11 protein-coding genes are annotated in these 16,844 nt (G+C 59.6%); 5 read left to right on the forward strand and 6 right to left on the reverse strand.

Annotation, left to right across the window (positions count from 1 at the left end; translation table 11 throughout):
* From rbbA (BM177_RS14050) to BM177_RS14075, 6 genes are all read right to left on the reverse strand, one after another.
* Nucleotides 1–2,739 (reverse strand): ribosome-associated ATPase/putative transporter RbbA, encoded by a 2,739-nt coding sequence (gene rbbA, locus BM177_RS14050; protein ID WP_091684709.1) that lies wholly within the window; start codon nt 2,737–2,739, stop codon nt 1–3.
* Nucleotides 2,736–3,815 carry an HlyD family secretion protein gene (locus tag BM177_RS14055; protein ID WP_091684711.1) on the reverse strand — a complete coding sequence of 360 codons (1,080 nt, stop codon included), beginning with the start codon at nt 3,813–3,815 and terminating at the stop codon, nt 2,736–2,738. The genes rbbA (BM177_RS14050) and BM177_RS14055 overlap by 4 nt, the downstream gene beginning before the upstream one ends.
* 215 nt (nt 3,816–4,030) lie before the next feature.
* Nucleotides 4,031–4,810 (reverse strand): enoyl-ACP reductase FabI, encoded by a 780-nt coding sequence (gene fabI, locus BM177_RS14060; protein ID WP_091684714.1) that lies wholly within the window; start codon nt 4,808–4,810, stop codon nt 4,031–4,033.
* 3 nt (nt 4,811–4,813) lie between these two features.
* Entirely contained in the window at nt 4,814–6,010 is a 1,197-nt protein-coding gene (locus BM177_RS14065; protein WP_091684716.1) for an acetate/propionate family kinase, read from the reverse strand.
* Nucleotides 6,007–7,410, reverse strand: coding sequence for a bifunctional enoyl-CoA hydratase/phosphate acetyltransferase (locus tag BM177_RS14070; RefSeq protein WP_091684719.1), 1,404 nt, complete (start codon nt 7,408–7,410; stop codon nt 6,007–6,009). Before BM177_RS14070 ends, BM177_RS14065 begins: the two co-directional genes overlap by 4 nt.
* A 3-nt stretch (nt 7,411–7,413) precedes the next feature.
* Nucleotides 7,414–9,099: a PHA/PHB synthase family protein gene (locus tag BM177_RS14075; protein ID WP_244532334.1), complete on the reverse strand. Its 1,686-nt coding sequence runs from the start codon at nt 9,097–9,099 to the stop codon at nt 7,414–7,416.
* Nucleotides 9,100–9,629: 530 nt separating this feature from the next.
* On the opposite strand from BM177_RS14075, the gene BM177_RS14080 reads away from it, so the two are divergent.
* From BM177_RS14080 to BM177_RS14100, 5 genes are all read left to right on the forward strand, one after another.
* Nucleotides 9,630–9,899, forward strand: coding sequence for a helix-turn-helix domain-containing protein (locus tag BM177_RS14080; protein WP_175492616.1), 270 nt, complete (start codon nt 9,630–9,632; stop codon nt 9,897–9,899).
* A 252-nt stretch (nt 9,900–10,151) separates the two neighbouring features.
* Nucleotides 10,152–11,315 carry an alkene reductase gene (locus tag BM177_RS14085; protein WP_091684724.1) on the forward strand — a complete coding sequence of 388 codons (1,164 nt, stop codon included), beginning with the start codon at nt 10,152–10,154 and terminating at the stop codon, nt 11,313–11,315.
* Nucleotides 11,316–11,805: 490 nt separating this feature from the next.
* Nucleotides 11,806–12,774, forward strand: coding sequence for an HlyD family secretion protein (locus BM177_RS14090; RefSeq protein WP_342028915.1), 969 nt, complete (start codon nt 11,806–11,808; stop codon nt 12,772–12,774).
* Entirely contained in the window at nt 12,771–15,581 is a 2,811-nt protein-coding gene (gene rbbA, locus BM177_RS14095; RefSeq protein WP_091684728.1) for a ribosome-associated ATPase/putative transporter RbbA, read from the forward strand. The genes BM177_RS14090 and rbbA (BM177_RS14095) overlap by 4 nt, the downstream gene beginning before the upstream one ends.
* Nucleotides 15,582–15,586: 5 nt before the next feature.
* Nucleotides 15,587–16,741 (forward strand): ABC transporter permease, encoded by a 1,155-nt coding sequence (locus BM177_RS14100; RefSeq protein WP_091684730.1) that lies wholly within the window; start codon nt 15,587–15,589, stop codon nt 16,739–16,741.
* Nucleotides 16,742–16,844 lie beyond the last annotated feature (103 nt).

Consider the following 16,844-nt stretch of genomic DNA (forward strand, 5'->3'; position numbering starts at 1 on the left):
TTAGTCCTCCTGTTTCTTCAGGAATATTTGCGCGGCCATGAGGTAAACGAGTGCAAAGCAGGCTAGGATCACGAGATTAAACCACAGATCCGATAGCTCGAGCGCCTTCGTAAACGTGCCGACGCTGATAGGCTGATACCAGGCAGGCGGGAATGTCAGGCCGATGAACCGCGCCCCCCCTGACAGGGAGGATACCGGCGTCAGCAGGCCGGAAAAGTTTACAGCCGGGATGATGGAAAGGATGGAGGTCGCGAAGACCGCCGCCACCTGCGTGCGTGTAAATGTCGAGACGAGCTGACCGAATCCCGTTGTTGCGAATACGTAGAGCAGCGTTCCGAGCGCGAGCGTGGCGAAAGATCCCTTCACCGACACATGGAACAAGACAATAGCGAGAAGCGCAAGAAGGACGAAGCTCGCCATCGAGACCGCCACATAGGGAAGCTGCTTGCCGAACAGGAACTCGAACTTACTGGTGGGCGTCGACCGGAAATTAGCAATCGAGCCGGTTTCTTTCTCGCGCACCACCGCGACTGCCGACATGATGGCGGGGATCAGGATCAGCACGAGCATAATAACGCTTGGAAGGATGGCGTTGACGCTCTCGAAAGACTGGTTATAGCGAAAGCGCGTCTCCACATTGACGGGGCTTAATACCGCGTTGGGACCATAGCGTTCCACGGCGAGCTGCTTGACGTATTGCGCCGAAATCCCTGAAACGTAGCTCCGCGCGGTCTCGCCCCGGAACGGCATAGCGCCGTCGATCCAGACGGCTATTTCGGGCGTCCGACTATTTTCGAGGTCGCGGCCGAATCCGGACGGAATCTCGACGACGAGCTGCAGTTCCCCGCTTCTGAATCTTTGTTCCATCTCGGAAGTGGTCCCGATGGGAGGCTGTTCGGAAAAATAGCGCGAACCCGCGAAACTATCGACCAGCGTGCGACTTTCCTGAGTCTGGTCTTGGTCGAAGGCGGCGTACTTCAGATTTTCGACATCGAAGGAAATGCCGTAGCCGAACGCCATCATCAAAATCAGCGGACCAATGACGGCGAAGCTGAGCCGGATTGGATCGCGCAGCAGCTCAATGGTTTCACGGCGGGCGTAAGCCCAAAGGCGCCCCGGGGAGAACCGTCCCGGCGCGTGCGCAAGGTTGGCCGTGGGCAGTGATGCGCCATCGGTCGGTTGTTCGGTCTTCCGCGAACGATCTGCGCCGGTCGCTTCGACAAGATAGCTGATGAACGCCTCTTCCAGGGACTTGACGCCGCGCCGCTCGACGATTTCGGCGGGCGTTCCAACCGCGAGGACCTTGCCCGCGTTCATCAGCGAAATCCGATCGCACCGTTCGGCCTCGTTCATGAAATGGGTCGAGAGAAAGATAGTGACGCCGTCATCGCGGGAAAGATCGATCAACGTGCTCCAGAAGGCGTCGCGCGCGATAGGATCGACGCCGGAGGTCGGCTCGTCCAGGATCAGGATTGCGGGCCGGTGAAGGACAGCCACGGCGAGCTGGAGCCTCTGCTTGACGCCGAGCGGCAGGCTATCCGGCCGCGCATCCGCGACATGCTTCAGATCATAGTTTCGCAGCAGTTCGTCGATGCGCCCCGCGATCTCGTTTTCCGGCAGATGGTAGAGATGGGCGTGCAAATCGAGATTTTGGCGGACGGTCAGTTCGCTATAAAGTGAAAACCCCTGCGACATATAGCCGACGTGGCGGCGCATCTCCATGTCGTCGGAGTCTATCGGCTCGCCAAATAGCTTCGCCGAGCCCTCAGTCGCCGGAAGAAGACCCGTCAGCATTTTCATCGTCGTCGTTTTTCCGCAGCCGTTCGAACCGAGGAAGCCAAAAATCTCGCCCCGTGCTATGCGAAAGCTGACATGGTCCACAGCGACGAAATCGCCGAAGCGGCGGGTCAGCCCCTCCGCCTCGATCGCCGGGGTCGCGTCGGCGCTCGCCGGGCGCGGGCGCATCGCCACCTTTTTATGTTGCGCGCGCTTTTCTTCCGGAAGGAGCGCGATGAATGCGTCCTCGAGCGTGGCCGCGTTCGTCCGTTGCAGGATCTCCTTCGGCGCGCCTTGCGCGATGACCTTGCCGTCGTCCATGGCTGCAAGCCAATCGAACCGGGCGGCCTCGTCCATATAGGCTGTCGCAACGATGACGCTCATTTGCGGACGCCGCTTGCGGATCGAATTGATGAGGTCCCAGAACTGCCTGCGCGACAGCGGATCGACGCCGGTCGTCGGCTCGTCGAGAACGAGAAGGTCAGGATCATGCATCAGCGCGCAGCACAGGCTGAGTTTCTGCTTCATGCCGCCGGATAGCTTGCCGGCGGGGCGGTCTTCGAACGGATCGAGATCCGTCGCCCGCAAGAGTTCGTCGATGCGTCCGCGCCGGTCGGCCGATGGCTGGCCGAAAAGACGGCCGAAGAAATCAATGTTTTCAAAAACACTGAGCGTTGGATAGAGATTGCGCCCAAGTCCTTGCGGCATGTAGGCGATGCGGCCGCAATTTGCGGTGCGAAAGGCGCGATTCTCCATGTCTCCTTCGAAGACGGTCACATGGCCGTCCTGGATCCTGCGCACCCCGGATACCAGCGCAAGCAGCGTGGATTTGCCGACGCCATCCGGTCCGATTATTCCGGCCATGCGGCGTGCGGGTATCTCGAGATTTACGTCGGCGAGCGCGATTGTGGTCCCGTACCGGTGGGTCACGTGCTGAAGCTCGGCGATGGTCTTCTCGATCATTGCGGGAGCTTCACGACGAGATCGTCCGGCCACGCTATGTTGGGGTTCAGGCGCGCAAAGCCAAGGCCGCGGACCCCTGTTTTGACCTGCCGGTGGTATTTCTCGAGAACCTTGGGGTCGACCTGCAGCTTGACGCGAAACATCAGCTTCTGGCGCTCCTCTTCGGTCTCGACGCTCTTTGGCGTAAACTGGGCATCGGTCGCGACGAAGCTGACGGTTGCGGGAATCACATATTGGGGAATGGGGTCGGCAATGATGCGCGCTTCATCGCCGAGAGCGAGCTTACCCGCGTCGTCGGCCGGCAGGTAGATCGTCATGTAAACGTCGTTGAGGTCGAGGATTGTCAGAACGCGCTGACCCTCGGCGACCACCTCGCCGGCGCGAGTGAGCCTGTATTCAACGCGTCCGCTTCTTGGGGAAACGAGCACCAGATCAACGAGAATCGATTGTAGTCGTTCGACCTCGGCTTGGGCCGCCTTGATCGCGGATTGAGCCTGATCGCGCTGGGCGGTCGTCGCATGATAATTCGCGTCCGCCGCCTCAGATTTATTGCGTCTCTGGTCGACGGCCTGTTGCGTGATATTTCCACGCGCCAGCAGGCTTTGTCCGCGTTCCAAATCGGTCCTGGCGTAGGTCATGTCGCTGGTTCGCTGCGCGATGAGCGCAATCGCTTCCGCCAAAGCCTGTTTGGCTTTCAGCACCTGAGCCTGCGCACCCCTCAGCTGGGCTTCGTATTCCGGTGATGCGATCGTGCCGACGACCTGTCCAGCCGTGACTTCGTCGCCTTCCTCGACGGTCAGCGTCGCAAGTCGACCCGCGTATTTAGCGCCGACGTCGACCTGGGTCGCCTCGATGCGGCCGTTCGATTTTACAATCCCTTTGGGCATGGCGCGACGGCGCAGCCGCGCGATCAGCGTCTGCAACGCCGCGCCGGCTTTGGCGGCGGCGCCTTCCACTGCGGATTCGGCCCGTGCGGCAGGGCTTTGCGGCGCCGCTTCGGCGAGCGTCGACCCGGAAAGGCCCGAGAACAATAGAGCAGCCCCGAGTAATGCGCCGGCCGCTACGCGAATAGACATTAAGAGTCTCCTTCAGACTGGATATAACCCAGATTTAAGGAACGCCAGATCTGAGACGCAGCGGACGCTCAAGCGTTTGGCATTCCCCTGCAAATGAAACGGCGATCGACGTCGATTCAGGACAATCACTGAAGGGCGCACTGATTGGATTTTTGCGGTCGTCTCGGTTCGAAATCCTTCTGAGCGGACAAACCGCGAGTAAGCGCGGCGACTTGTTATGCGATCACATGCTGGCCGCCATCGACGGGAATGATGGTCCCGGTGATGTGGCGCGCGCCGTCGCTGACCAGGAACGCAGCCAGAGCGCCGACGTCCTCAATGTCGACAAGCTGGTGCTCAGGGGCGGCGGCGGCTTCCGTGGCCAGCATGTCGTCGAAGTGAGCGATTCCGCTGCCCGCCCTGGTGCGGATGGCGCCAGGCGAGATTGCGTTGGCGCGAATGCCTTTGGCGCCGAGCTCCGCGGCGACGTAGCGAACCGCGCTTTCCAAGGCGGCCTTCACCGGACCCATCAGATTGTAGTTCGCGACCACCCGTTCTGAACCGTAGAACGTGACCGTCAGAAGAGAGCCGCCTTTGGTCATCAGTGGCTCGGCAAGATGCGCCATGCGCAAGAACGAATGGCACGACACGTCCATGGCCAGGGAGAATCCGGCCGCGCTGCAATCGACCACCCGGCCGTGCAAATCGTCGGCGGGCGCGAAGGCGATCGCATGAAGCAGAAAGTCCAATTGGCCCCATTCCGCGCGGATCCTCTCGAAGACCGCCTCCAGCTGACCGGGCCTTTCGACATTACAGGGAAGCAGCAGCTTGCAGCCGAGAGAGTCAGCGACAGGGCTGACATAGGGCAGCGCCTTATCATTTAGGTAAGTCGCCGCGACCCCGGCGCCTGCGTCGACAAAGGCCCGCGCGCAACCTGCCGCTATACTGGCCTTGTTGGCGATGCCGACGACAAGGCCGCGCTTCCCTTTGAGACTGGTCGTAATTGTCAAGTCCATGACTTAAGGCTCCTGTGAGGCGGCTAGCCGGTATATTGTCGCCTGCGTGTGGCGAGCGATCATCGCTTCTTCGTCCGTGGCGATGACGCGAATTTCGACTTTGCTATCTGGCGCACTGATACAGGCGGCATTGGCCTCATTGGCGGCGCTGTCGAGTCGTAGGCCGAGCCAGCCGAGGCGAGCGCATACGGCGGCACGGACTGGCGCGGAATGTTCGCCAATGCCGGCCGTGAAGACGAGACCGTCGAGCCCCTCGAGCGCATTGACCAGCGCCGCTGCCTGGCAGGCGATGCGATAGATGAACAGGTCTATCGCTTCTTTTGCGTGCGGATCTTCGCTTGCGAGAAGCACGCGGACGTCGCCGCTTATGCCCGATGCGCCGAGTAGGCCTGAACGTCGGTAAAGCATGTCCTCGATATCGGCAAACCCGTGCCCTTGACGCCCTAGATAAAGGATGACGCCAGGATCGAGGCTGCCGCAACGAGTGGACATGACGAGACCGTCAAGCGCACTGAAGCCGGTGGTCGTTTCGACGCTGACGCCGCCCTGGAGCGCGCAGAGGCTGGCGCCGGAGCCAAGATGCGCGACAATGACACGGCCATGCGCTAATTGCGGCGATTGCTGCTTCAAACAGCTGGCGATGTACTCGTAGGACAAGCCATGAAAACCATAGCGCCGCACGCCCAACGCGGCCAACTCCCGCGGCAGGGCGAAACGGGTTGCGACTGGCGGCATGGTATGGTGAAAAGCCGTGTCGAAGCAGGCGACCTGCACGAGTCTGGGCCGGGCAGCGGCAAGCGCGCGTATCGGCGCAAGGTTGAGCGGCATATGCAACGGATCAAGCGGCGTCAGCGCCTCCAGCGCCGAGAGCGACGCCGGCGTGACTGTCTCGGGCGCGATATGATCAGCGCCGCCATCCACGACGCGATGGCCGGCGGCCGCGAGCCCATCGCTACCAAGATGAGCGTCCGCGAACGCCAGCAACGCATCAAGCGCGTCGGCGAAGGGGTGTTCCGAATTCGCAGTCCAGCGTCGTTCCGCGAGGACCGCGCCAGCGGCGTCACGGGCGATCATATGCGGCGCAGCCTCGTCGAGGTCCTCGATCTCGCCGCGAACCATGTCCTTTAAGGTGGCACCGTCGAAGATAGCAAATTTCACGCTCGACGAGCCCGCGTTCAGCGTGAGAATCGATCCCTTCATTTCGCCCAGGCGGCTCTCGCCACCAGAGCGCCGAGGGCGCAGGACGCGAGGCGCGTAGGCGCGCTGTCGGCGCGACTGGTCAGGATGATTGGCACGCGCGCGCCAAGCACCACGCCGGCGGCCTCTGCCCCCGAGAGGAAGGTGAGCTGCTTGGCGAGCATGTTCCCGGCTTCCAGATCGGGAACCACGAGGATGTCCGCGCGGCCGGCGACCAGCGAAATGATATGCTTCTCCGATGCGGCGGCCTCGTTGATCGCGTTGTCAAAGGCGAGCGGACCATCCAGGACGCCGCCGGTGATCTGGCCGCGTTCGGCCATCTTGCACAGCGCCGCGGCGTCGATCGTGGAGGGCATCCGCTCGCTGACCATCTCGACTGCGGCGAGGATAGCGACGCGCGGTTGGGCAATGCCAATCACATGCGCAAGATCGATCGCGTTTTGCGCAATGCCGACCTTTTCCGCCAGCGTCGGCCGGATGTTGATAGCGGCGTCAGTGAGCAGAAGCGGGCGCGGATAGTCTGGCACATCCATCAGATAGACATGGCTGATCTGGCGCGCCATGCGCAAACCGGTCTCAGACGCGATGACAGGATGCATCATTTCGTCGGTGTGCAGATCGCCCTTCATCAAGAGCCCGACTTCGCCGGCACGGGCCAGCACGACCGCCTGCGCGGCAGCGGCGCGGCCGTCCGGCACATCGATGAGGCGCAGAGCGGAAATGTCCGCTCCCGCCGCCTTTGCGGCTTCAGCTATCCGAACCGCTGGCCCGATGAGAACCGGCGCGATCAGCCCCGCCTTCGCCGCGTCGAGCGCGGCAAGCAAGGAGGCGGTGTCGACCGGATTCACGACCGCGGTCGGAACAGGAACGCCTCCAGCGGCGCTGGCGAGAATGGCGAGCATTGCGTCGTGGCGGTCGACCTCGACGCGGGGCAACGTAACCCGCAGGCGACGAACCTTCCCTCTAGGCGCGCGGGTGTAGGCGGTGCCGGTGATTACGGCTTCGCCATTCTGATTGGCGCAGAGGCAGTCGAGGATCACGTCGCCTTTTTCAGGCTTCTTCTCCTTCACTTTCAGTGTCGCGGTAATCGTGTCGCCGATCGAAACTGGACGTCGGAAATGCAGATCCTGGCCGAGATAGATCGTCCCCGGACCCGGCAGCTTCGTGCCAAGGACAGCGGAAATCAGCCCCGCCCCCCACATGCCTTGGATGATGATATGATGAAACATGTCCGTTTCGGCGTAGGCGGGATCGACATGCGCGGGATTGACGTCGCCCGTGACGGTCGAAAAGAGGTCGATATCGCGCTGCGTTACGAGATGCGACGAACTGGCGCTCTCGCCGATGGTCAGCTCATCGAAGGTGCGGTTCTCGATAAAGGCGTCGTCAGGTTTATCGAGCATGGTTCATTCCTCCCGAACATATTGGCCTGGGGCGTCGCAAATCGGCGCAAAGCCCTTTGCGCCCATCGGCGGCGGAGCGATGCGCGGCCCCGAGCACCGCTCGAGCCACTTCTCCCATTCCGGCCACCAGGAGCCCTCGCGAGGCGCCGTATCGTGTTCCCATTCATCGGGATCAAGCGTGCGCGCGCCGGCGTCGCGGACACGGATGCGAAAATGGCGGCGCGGGTGGCCGGGCTCGCTGACGATCCCCGCATTGTGGCCGCCTGAAGTCAGAACAAAGGTCAGTTCGCCGTCGTTCAGATAATGCATCTTGAAGACCGAATGCCACGGCGCGACATAGTCTCGTTCCGTGCTCACAAGGAACATCGGCAGCCTGATGTCATCGAGCGCAAGCGAGCGCCCTTCGACCTGGAAGCGACCCTCTGCGAGCGCATTATGAAGATAGAGAGTTCTAAGATACTCGATGTGCATGCGCGCCGGCAGACGGGTTCCGTCAGCATCCCAGGCCATCAGATCGAACGGCGCATCCTGTTCGCCGAGCAGATAAGCGCGGATCGCGTGAGACCACACGAGGTCGTTCTCCCTCAACATCTGGAACGCGCCGCCCATCTGCGCGCTGGTCAAATAGCCTTGCGTCTCCATCATATCGTCGAGGAAATTGAGCTGATCCTCAGTGATAAACAATTGAAGTGCGCCTGACTCGGTGAAATCGGTCTGCGAGGCGAACAGCGATAGCGTGGCGAACCGGTCGTCATTTTCGCGCGCCATTGCGGCGGCGGCGATGGTCAGCAGCGTGCCGCCGAGGCAGTAGCCGGTGGCGTGAATCTTCGAATTGCCACAGATTGCCTCGACCGCGTCGAGGGCGGCCATGACCCCCTGCGTGCGGTAATCATCGAGCGACGTGTCGCGCATGTCAGCGCCTGGATTGCGCCAGGAGATCGCGAATACTGTGCGCCCCTGTCCCACCAACCAGCGGATCAACGAATTACCCGGCGAAAGGTCGAGGATATAATATTTCATGATCCATGCCGGCACGATCAGAACCGGCTCGGCGCCAACCGTGGCGGTTGTCGGGGCGTACTGGATCAACTCCATCAGCGAATTGCGAAATACGACCTTCCCCGGCGTTGCGGCGAGATCGACGCCCAAGGCGAAGTCTTTCGGGACCGCGCCGCCTTGGGCGGCCGCCTGGTCGCGCAGAAAATTACGTAGGCCGGCGGCGAGGTTGGCGCCTCCGCTGGCGCGGGTGACCTCGATGACCTCCGGGTTGAGCCAAGGCATGTTCGAAGGAGAGATCAAGTCGAGCCATTGCCGCATCGCAAAGGCGATGATGCGCCGATTGGCTGCGTCCACTCCGTCCGGACTGTTCATGACGCCTAGACACCATTCCTCGGCCAAAAGAACCGATTGGACGAGCAGGTCATAGGGAGGCTTACCCCAAGCAGGATGGGCGAAGCGATGATCGCCGGCCTTTGGCGCGATCGGCTCTTCGTTCTCCATGGCGATCTGCGCGAGGCGTTGCCACTGCGCCAGGGCCTTTTGGCTCAAAGCGGATGTCTGAAATGGCGCGTTCGCGGCATGAGCGGTCCAATCGAGAAACGCGAGCGCGAGGGTGCTTGGCGATCGCCCGCCGGTGTAACGGCTCTGCCAGGCGTGAAGCATGCGATCGAGGTTGGCGTCGGCGCTCATAGGTGCAACCGTGCAAGGTGGAGAGCGCATATTCGTAGACAGCTTGACCGGAGGTTTCAGCTTTGGCGTGTCCAACATGACGAATTATCCTTAAACAGCGGCTGCGTCGGCCGGGATCAAATGCGAACCTGCCAGCGCTCCCGCCGATCCAGGCCTATACTCGGATCGTTTCGGTGTTTCTTGTTGCAATGCAGTATATCGTCCGCCGCCGCCTTAATAGCTTCGGAATCTACCCATGCGAATCTTCAATGGAGACGACCATTCTCGATCCAATAGCGTCGCGCAAAGCGTCCGCCGAGGAGGTGTGATTTGCGCGTTTCGGAATGGTGTCGCAATTGGCGATATGGCCCGTCGGAAAGCCAACCAATGTTTGAAGGACTGTGAGGTCATACCGCCTCCAAACCCTGAATCGAGGCGCTTTTGGATTTTGGGCGACCACCGCTTTCAAGGGGATGCAAGATGTGATTCGGTCTGATCATCTGATTCGAGGTGAACAGATGATAAAGTGCACCAAAGCCCAGATACGGAAGTTGAAAACGGCGCTGCGATGGAAGCTTCCTGCGGAACAGCGGCAGCGCGTCCAGATGGTTTTACTGCGCGAGAGCGGAATGACGCAGCCTTTGATATCCGCGGCAATGGGCGTGTCGCTCAGCACGGTGAACCGAGCGCACATGGCCTATGACCGCGGCGGCCTCAAGGCGCTCGAGCGGAAGCCAATTGGTGGCCGTAAGCGCGAGAACATGAGTTTAGAATGGAGGAGGCGTCACTCAAGGGAACAATTATCTCTTCCGGCCACATGAAGCTCGAGCTCTACTACAATTTACAGAGGCAGCTCCTGAGTTTAGCGTTTCGGCCGGCGGTCTCCGTGAGTAGAATCCGACTCTGACACTATCTGGCCCGGGGACCTAAGCTCTCGGTCACCGCATGGACAATCAAAGAATGATCGGCTTGCTGAGAATTTTGTCAGCGATTGGTCCTAACTTTGCGCCGAGACGCGCCTCAAGGCCGTTAAATGCGGATCGCCGTGCGACGAATGAATACGGAGCCATAGAATGACGCATATTTACCAAGAGCACTCCGAGCGAGCGCTCTTCGAACCTAACCGCGCGGGGGCTTTGAGATTAGCTAATCGCATCGTTATGGCGCCACTGACGCGAAACCGCGCCGGTCCCGGCTTGGTCCCGGGCGAATTCGCGGCAGAATACTACGCTCAACGCGCGACGGCCGGCCTGATAATCGCCGAAGCCACGCAGATCTCCGCCCAGGCGCAAGGCTACGCAGATACGCCGGGCTGTTATAGCGACGATCAGGTCCGAGGTTGGAAAAAGATCACGGATGCCGTGCATGCCAAGGGCGGGACCATTGTGGTTCAGCTTTGGCACACGGGCAGGGTCTCACATACAAGCTTCCAGTTAGACGGCCAAGCGCCCGTGGGTCCTTCGACGATCCGGGCAAACACCAAGACGTTCGTTGCCGGCCAGGGCTTCGTCGAAGTATCGATGCCTCGCGCGCTCGGGCTGGACGAGATGCCTGGGATTATTCAGGACTTCCGCTACGCCTCACTTCGCGCCATCGAGGCCGGTTTCGATGGCGTGGAGCTGCACGGCGCGCACGGGTACCTGCTTGACGCTTTCTTGCGCGACGGGACGAACCATCGCACTGACGCCTATGGCGGAGCTATTGCGAACCGCGCCAGATTGATCCTTGAGGTCGCCAAGAGGTGTGCGGACGCGATCGGCTCCGATCGTCTGGGCGTGCGAATATCTCCAGTCTCCACCGCCGGCGATTCCCATGACAGCGATCCGCAGGCTCTCTTCAATTATGTCGTCGAAAACCTCAATCTCCTTGGCTTGGCCTATCTGCACGTCGTGGAAGGCGAGACGGGCGGCAAGCGAGATAGTATTCCATTCGACTATTGTGCGCTCCATGATCGCTTCGACGGCGTCTGGATGGTCAACAACGGCTATGATCGCCAGATGGCGATCGATGCGGTGGCGAGTGGCCGCGCCGATCTGGTGTCGTTTGGCCGTCTCTTCATCGCCAATCCGGATTTGGTGGAGCGCTTCAGGGAAAACGCCCCTCTCAACAAACTGATGGGTCAGGACACGTTCTATGGCGGCGGCGCGCACGGCTATACCGATTATCCGACCCTCCAACAAGCGCGCTCATCGGATGAAGTCGCCGAGGAGGGCCTCGGTTTGAGTCCGGTCGTCTAAACTTGTATATGATCTGGAGCGCGCACGCTGTCTAAACTTCGGTCTGGCATATCATCCACAAGGCGATGAAGATTGGCGGCGAATTTGTTCACTGCTGAGATTTGACAGATCTCTCATAACGACGCGCCTGCGGGAGGCGGCTCGGCTCGGGCTCGCTTGGAAAACAGGGCTAACGCAACCGACGCATTACCCGCCCTGAGAAGGCGAGCGCCTTTGCAAGAGTTACCATTAGCCTTTGAAGTGTTTAACAATATAAATGAGCTAAGTGCTGCGCGGTTCGCATGAATGTTCCGCTCCGTGGCCACAAGCAATGAGAGTGCACAGCGAACCCATGCGCGAACCCGATCCTTCCAATGTTTTGAAAGACGAAGAGGTCGCGTCCGGCGAAACCGAAACCCCCAGCAGAGCTCTAGTGCGGGTAGCCGAGGCGCCTCTAGCGATTCCAACTCCGCCGCTTTCCGATCGCCGAAGACCGGTTTGGAAGCTTATTTTGGCTCTCATCCTGATTGCCGTCGTCGTCTGCGGGGGCTTTTATTGGTGGCGTCAGCGCCAGGCGCGGCTTCCGGCCGGGATCGTGTCCGGCAATGGGCGGGTGGAGGCGCAGGAAATTGATATCGAAACCAAATTTGCTGGTCGGGTCGCGCAATTGTTCGTCGACGAAGGTGATATGGTCGCGCCAGGACAGATCGTTGCGCGCATGGACGTCCGCGATCTTGAGGCCTCTCTCGCGAAGGCCGAGTCCCAGGTTCAGCAAGCCCAGCGCAGCCTTGACGAAGCAAACGCGAACGTAGAGCAGCAGAAAACACAGGTCACGCTTGCCAAGCAGGAAATCGAACGCACCATGGCGCTCGTGACGCGCGGATTCGCAACTAAGCAATTGCTGGATCAACGCCAACAAGGTTTAACCGGCGCGTTGGCCGCGCTCAACGCGGCAAACGCCCGCGTCGGCGAGGCTGAGCGCGCGCGCGACGCCGCGACCCATGACGTCGAGTTTTTCAAGGTCAATATCGCCGACAACACGCTGGTGTCGCCAACGATTGGCCGCGTTCAATATCGGATTGCCAATGTTGGCGAGGTGCTTCCGGCGGGCGGCAAGGTCTTCACCCTTCTCGATGTTTCAAATGTCTATATGGATGTCTACCTGCCAACGAGTGACGCCGGCCGGGCGGGCGTAGGGTCTGACGCGAGGCTTTTGCTCGACGCCTATCCGACGTTTCCGATCTCGGCGCATGTCTCCTTTATTGCGACGCAGGCGCAGTTCACGCCGAAAGCGGTCGAGACCAAGAATGAGCGCGACAAGCTGATGTTCCGCGTGAAGGTGCGCGTCGATCCCGAGATTTTGCGCGCGCACGCCGCTGATGTGCGGACGGGTCTTCCTGGAATCGCCTACGTGCTGGTCGATTCCAAAGTGAAGTGGCCTGCGGAGCTGCGGGTGCCCGCTTCGACCAGTTCGCAGTGAAAGTTTCCCGCGCTTCAGTGGCTGAGCTTTCCGGCGTTTCGTTGCGCTATGGCGTGACAAAAGCGCTTGACGATGTGACGTTGGCCCTTCCGGGCGGCTGCATGGTCGGGCTGATTGGCCCTGACGGAGTCGGAAAGTCTTCGCTCTTAAGCCTTATCGCCGGCGCCCGCCGCATCCAAAATGGCGATGTCCATGTTCTTGGCTGCGACTTTAGCGATCGCCGCAACCGCGCGGACGTCTGCCCCCGTATCGCCTATATGCCGCAGGGGCTCGGGAAAAATCTTTATCCCGACCTCAGCGTGAGGGAGAACATCGACTTTTTCGGGCGCCTCTTCGATCAGCCGCTGAAAGAACGTAAGCGGCGCATCTCGGAACTGCTTCAAGCAACGGGGCTCTCTCGCTTTTCGGAGCGGCTTGCGGCAAAACTTTCCGGCGGCATGCGCCAGAAGCTTGGCCTTTGTTGCGCGCTGATTCACGATCCCGATCTCCTGATTCTCGACGAGCCGACGACGGGCGTCGATCCGCTTTCAAGGCGTCAATTCTGGAGCCTCATCGCGCGCATGCGCTCTCAGCGACAAGACATGAGCGTTATTACGGCGACGGCCTACATGGAGGAAGCTGAGCAATTCGATTGGCTTGTCGTTATGAATGAAGGCCGCGTGCTCGCCACGGGAACGCCGATGGCTATCGAGACAAAGACAGGAGCGTCGTCTCTCGAGGAGGCCTTTATCGCGCTATTGCCTCAAGAGAAGCAGCGCGCTCGCAAGGTCTTCACTATTCCGCCGCTAAAGCGAGGCGGCGGAGAGCCGGTGATCGTTGCGCGTGACCTCACGCGCCGCTTCGGCGACTTCACCGCCGTCGATCATGTAAGTTTCTCGATCCAGAGGGGCGAGATCTTTGGCTTTCTTGGCTCGAATGGCTGCGGCAAGACGACGACGATGAAGATGCTGACCGGCCTTTTGCCAGCCAGTTCCGGCGAAGCCTTTTTATTCGGCAAGCGGCTCGACGCAGCCGACAAGCGGGCCCGTTTTCGCGTCGGCTATATGTCGCAATCTTTTTCTCTCTATACCGAGCTCACAGTCCGTCAGAATATAGACTTGCATGCGCGCCTGTTCCACCTTCCTAAAGAAGAGGCTAAAGCGCGCATCGCCACCCTCGTCGAACGCTTTGGGCTACGCCCCTATCTCGATCAGAACGCTGGCGATCTCCCGCTCGGCATTCGCCAGCGCCTATCCCTCGCTGTCGCCATCGTTCACGCGCCAGAAATCCTCATCCTCGATGAGCCCACCTCCGGGGTCGACCCGCTCGCGCGTGACGAGTTTTGGGAGCTTCTGGTCGATCTCTCCCGCAATCAAAGCGTAACGATTTTCGTGTCCACACATTTTATGAACGAGGCCGCGCGCTGCGACCGCATAGCGCTGATGGATGCAGGCCGTGTGCTTGCGATGGGAACTCCCGCGGATCTCGTTGCGGCGCGTCATTGCGCTAATCTCGAAGACGCCTTCATTTCCTATCTTGAGCAGGCAGAAGGCCCGCAAGCCTCCAACTCTGGCGCCAGTCTAGTTCGCCTCCCGACACGGAAAGCGCCGAAGCGACATCCAGCCGTGTGGTTCAGCCTGCGTCGCCTATTCGCTTATGCGATCCGCGAAGGCCTCGAACTCGCGCGCGACCCGATCCGCATCGGCTTCGCGTTGCTTGGCACGACCTTCCTCATGATCGTCTTTGCAGCCGGCATTTCCACTGACGTCGACAATTTATCCTTCGCCGTCCTCGATCGCGACAATACGCCGGAAAGTAGAGCTTATCTCGAGGAATTGCGCGGCTCCTCATATTTCATCGAAAAAGCGGCAATCGCCGATGAATCCAGCCTCGAAAAACGCATGCAATCAGGCGATATCAAGGCTGCAATTGAAATCCCGCCCAACTTCGGCCGTTTCATCAAAAAAGCGGTTCCGACTTCTGTAGCGGCCTGGATTGACGGAGCTATGCCGTTTCGCGCCGAGACGATCCGGGGATACCTCCAGGCCGCCCACCAGCAATTTTTATCTGACCTTGCTATTCGCAGCGGTCAACGCGCAGCCGCTACATTTGATGAGGCGCGCGACGCGCTTCGCAATTCTGATCTCGCTTTACTCGGCGCTGCTGCCGCGCGGGCGGTTCCGCCGGCCAGAATCGAAGTGCGATTTAGTTACAATCAGGACTTCGACAGCATATACGCCATGGCGCCTGGCAGCATGGCGCTGCTGCTCGCCCTTATCCCGGCAATTCTGATGGCGCTCGCCATCGTGCGCGAAAAGGAATTAGGCTCGATCACGAATCTCTATGTCACGCCCGTAACGCGCCTTGAGTTCCTTCTCGGCAAGCAACTCCCTTATATCGGCGTCGCCATGGTCAATTTCGCATTACTCTTTCTCATTATCGTCTTCTTATTTCGGGTGCCCCTAAAGGGAAGTTTTCCGGCTTTGCTTCTCGGCGCCTTATTGTATGTGACGTCAACGACCGGTATCGGCATGCTAGTCTCGGCTTTCTGCCGCACGCAAATCGCGGCGCTGTTCGGCACCGCTATCGTTACAGTACTGATTGCGACTCAGTTCAGCGGAATGATGACGCCAGTGTCCTCTCTTGCTGGATTTCCCGCAATCATGGGGCGTTGTTTCCCGATGACCTATTTCCTGAAGATCAGTGTTGGCGCGTTCACTAAAGCGCTTGGTTTCATTGAGATGCAGGGCAGCTTACTCACGCTGGCGGTCTTCATCCCGATTCTTATAGGACTTAGCCTCATTGTTTTACGCAAGCAGGAGGACTAACCTCAATGTCCTCCAATACTCTCAGCAATATTTTCTGGCTTGGAACAAAGGAGCTTCGCAGCTTTTTCAAGGATTATGTCTTGCTTGGTTTTGTGATCTGGTCATTCACATTTTCTGTCTACACGCAGGCGCAAAGCAACTCTCAGGAGCTGCACAATGCTTCCGTGGGTGTAGCAGATGAAGACCATTCACCGCTATCGCGCCGAATGATCGCGGCGCTTCTGCCACCTTATTTTAAGCCGCCTCAGGCGATCATCGCAAGCGACATTGAGCGCCTGATGGATACGGCGCGCTACACTTTCGTCATCGTGATTCCGCCGGACTTCGAGCGCGATGTTCTCGCTAGACGATATCCGGCCGTTCAAGTGGATATCGATGCGACAGCGATGGTGCAGGCGGGGCTCGGCTCCAATTATATCCAGCAAATATTCTCGACCGAGATCAGCAATTTCGTTTCACGCAACGAGGGTGCTTTCTCGTCTCGATCCCAAGGAACTTCACAATCATCGGTCACGCTCGCGGTCCGCGTCGCCTTTAACCCGAATGTGACGACATCGTGGTTCACAAGCATCATGGGCATCATCAATAGCGTCACGATGCTCGCGATCATCCTCGCCGGCGCCGCGATTATTCGAGAGCGTGAACACGGAACAATGGACCATCTTCTGGTCATGCCTGTGACGCCTTTTGAAATCGCCATGTCGAAAGTCTGGGCCAACAGCCTTGTGATCACGATTGCAGTCGGCCTGTCGCTGACGATCGTAGTACGCATGCTGCTCTCCATTCCCGTCGTCGGCTCGGTTCCCCTCTTCATGGTCGGCGTGGCTATATACCTGTTTTTTGCTACGGCTATCGGTATCTTTCTAGCGACGATCGCGCGGACTATGCCCCAGCTCGGTCTTCTTTACCTTCTCGTCGCCATGCCGATGAATATGCTTTCGGGAAGCAATACGCCGCTCGAATCCATGCCGCTTGCGCTTCGCACTATTATGACGGCGGTTCCGTCAACTCATTTTGTGGCGTTTGCACAATCAATTCTCTATCGTGGCGCAGGCCTCACCGTGGTATGGCCCGACTTTCTTTTTGTCGCCATGGTTGGAGGGCTCTTCCTGTTTCTTGCGTTGATCCGTTTCCGGGCGGTCACCATTCAAAGTGGTTGAACCTGCCGCTTACAGCGTTTTACTTCGTGGGCGCCGCGCAGGTGGCTATTAGCATCGTAGCGATGGCGTGACCAGACGATCATGATTTATCGCTTTTGTTTGG

The organism is Methylocapsa palsarum (assembly GCF_900114285.1).
GTDB lineage: Bacteria > Pseudomonadota > Alphaproteobacteria > Rhizobiales > Beijerinckiaceae > Methylocapsa > Methylocapsa palsarum.

Coding starts and splice junctions, on each gene's coding strand:
- rbbA (WP_091684709.1), bottom strand. CDS start 2,739: ATGATCGAGAAGACCATCGCCGAGCTTCAGCACGTGACCCACCGGTAC.
- BM177_RS14055 (WP_091684711.1), bottom strand. CDS start 3,815: ATGTCTATTCGCGTAGCGGCCGGCGCATTACTCGGGGCTGCTCTATTG.
- fabI (WP_091684714.1), bottom strand. CDS start 4,810: ATGGACTTGACAATTACGACCAGTCTCAAAGGGAAGCGCGGCCTTGTC.
- BM177_RS14065 (WP_091684716.1), bottom strand. CDS start 6,010: ATGAAGGGATCGATTCTCACGCTGAACGCGGGCTCGTCGAGCGTGAAA.
- BM177_RS14070 (WP_091684719.1), bottom strand. CDS start 7,410: ATGCTCGATAAACCTGACGACGCCTTTATCGAGAACCGCACCTTCGAT.
- BM177_RS14075 (WP_244532334.1), bottom strand. CDS start 9,099: ATGAGCGCCGACGCCAACCTCGATCGCATGCTTCACGCCTGGCAGAGC.
- BM177_RS14085 (WP_091684724.1), top strand. CDS start 10,152: ATGACGCATATTTACCAAGAGCACTCCGAGCGAGCGCTCTTCGAACCT.
- BM177_RS14100 (WP_091684730.1), top strand. CDS start 15,587: ATGTCCTCCAATACTCTCAGCAATATTTTCTGGCTTGGAACAAAGGAG.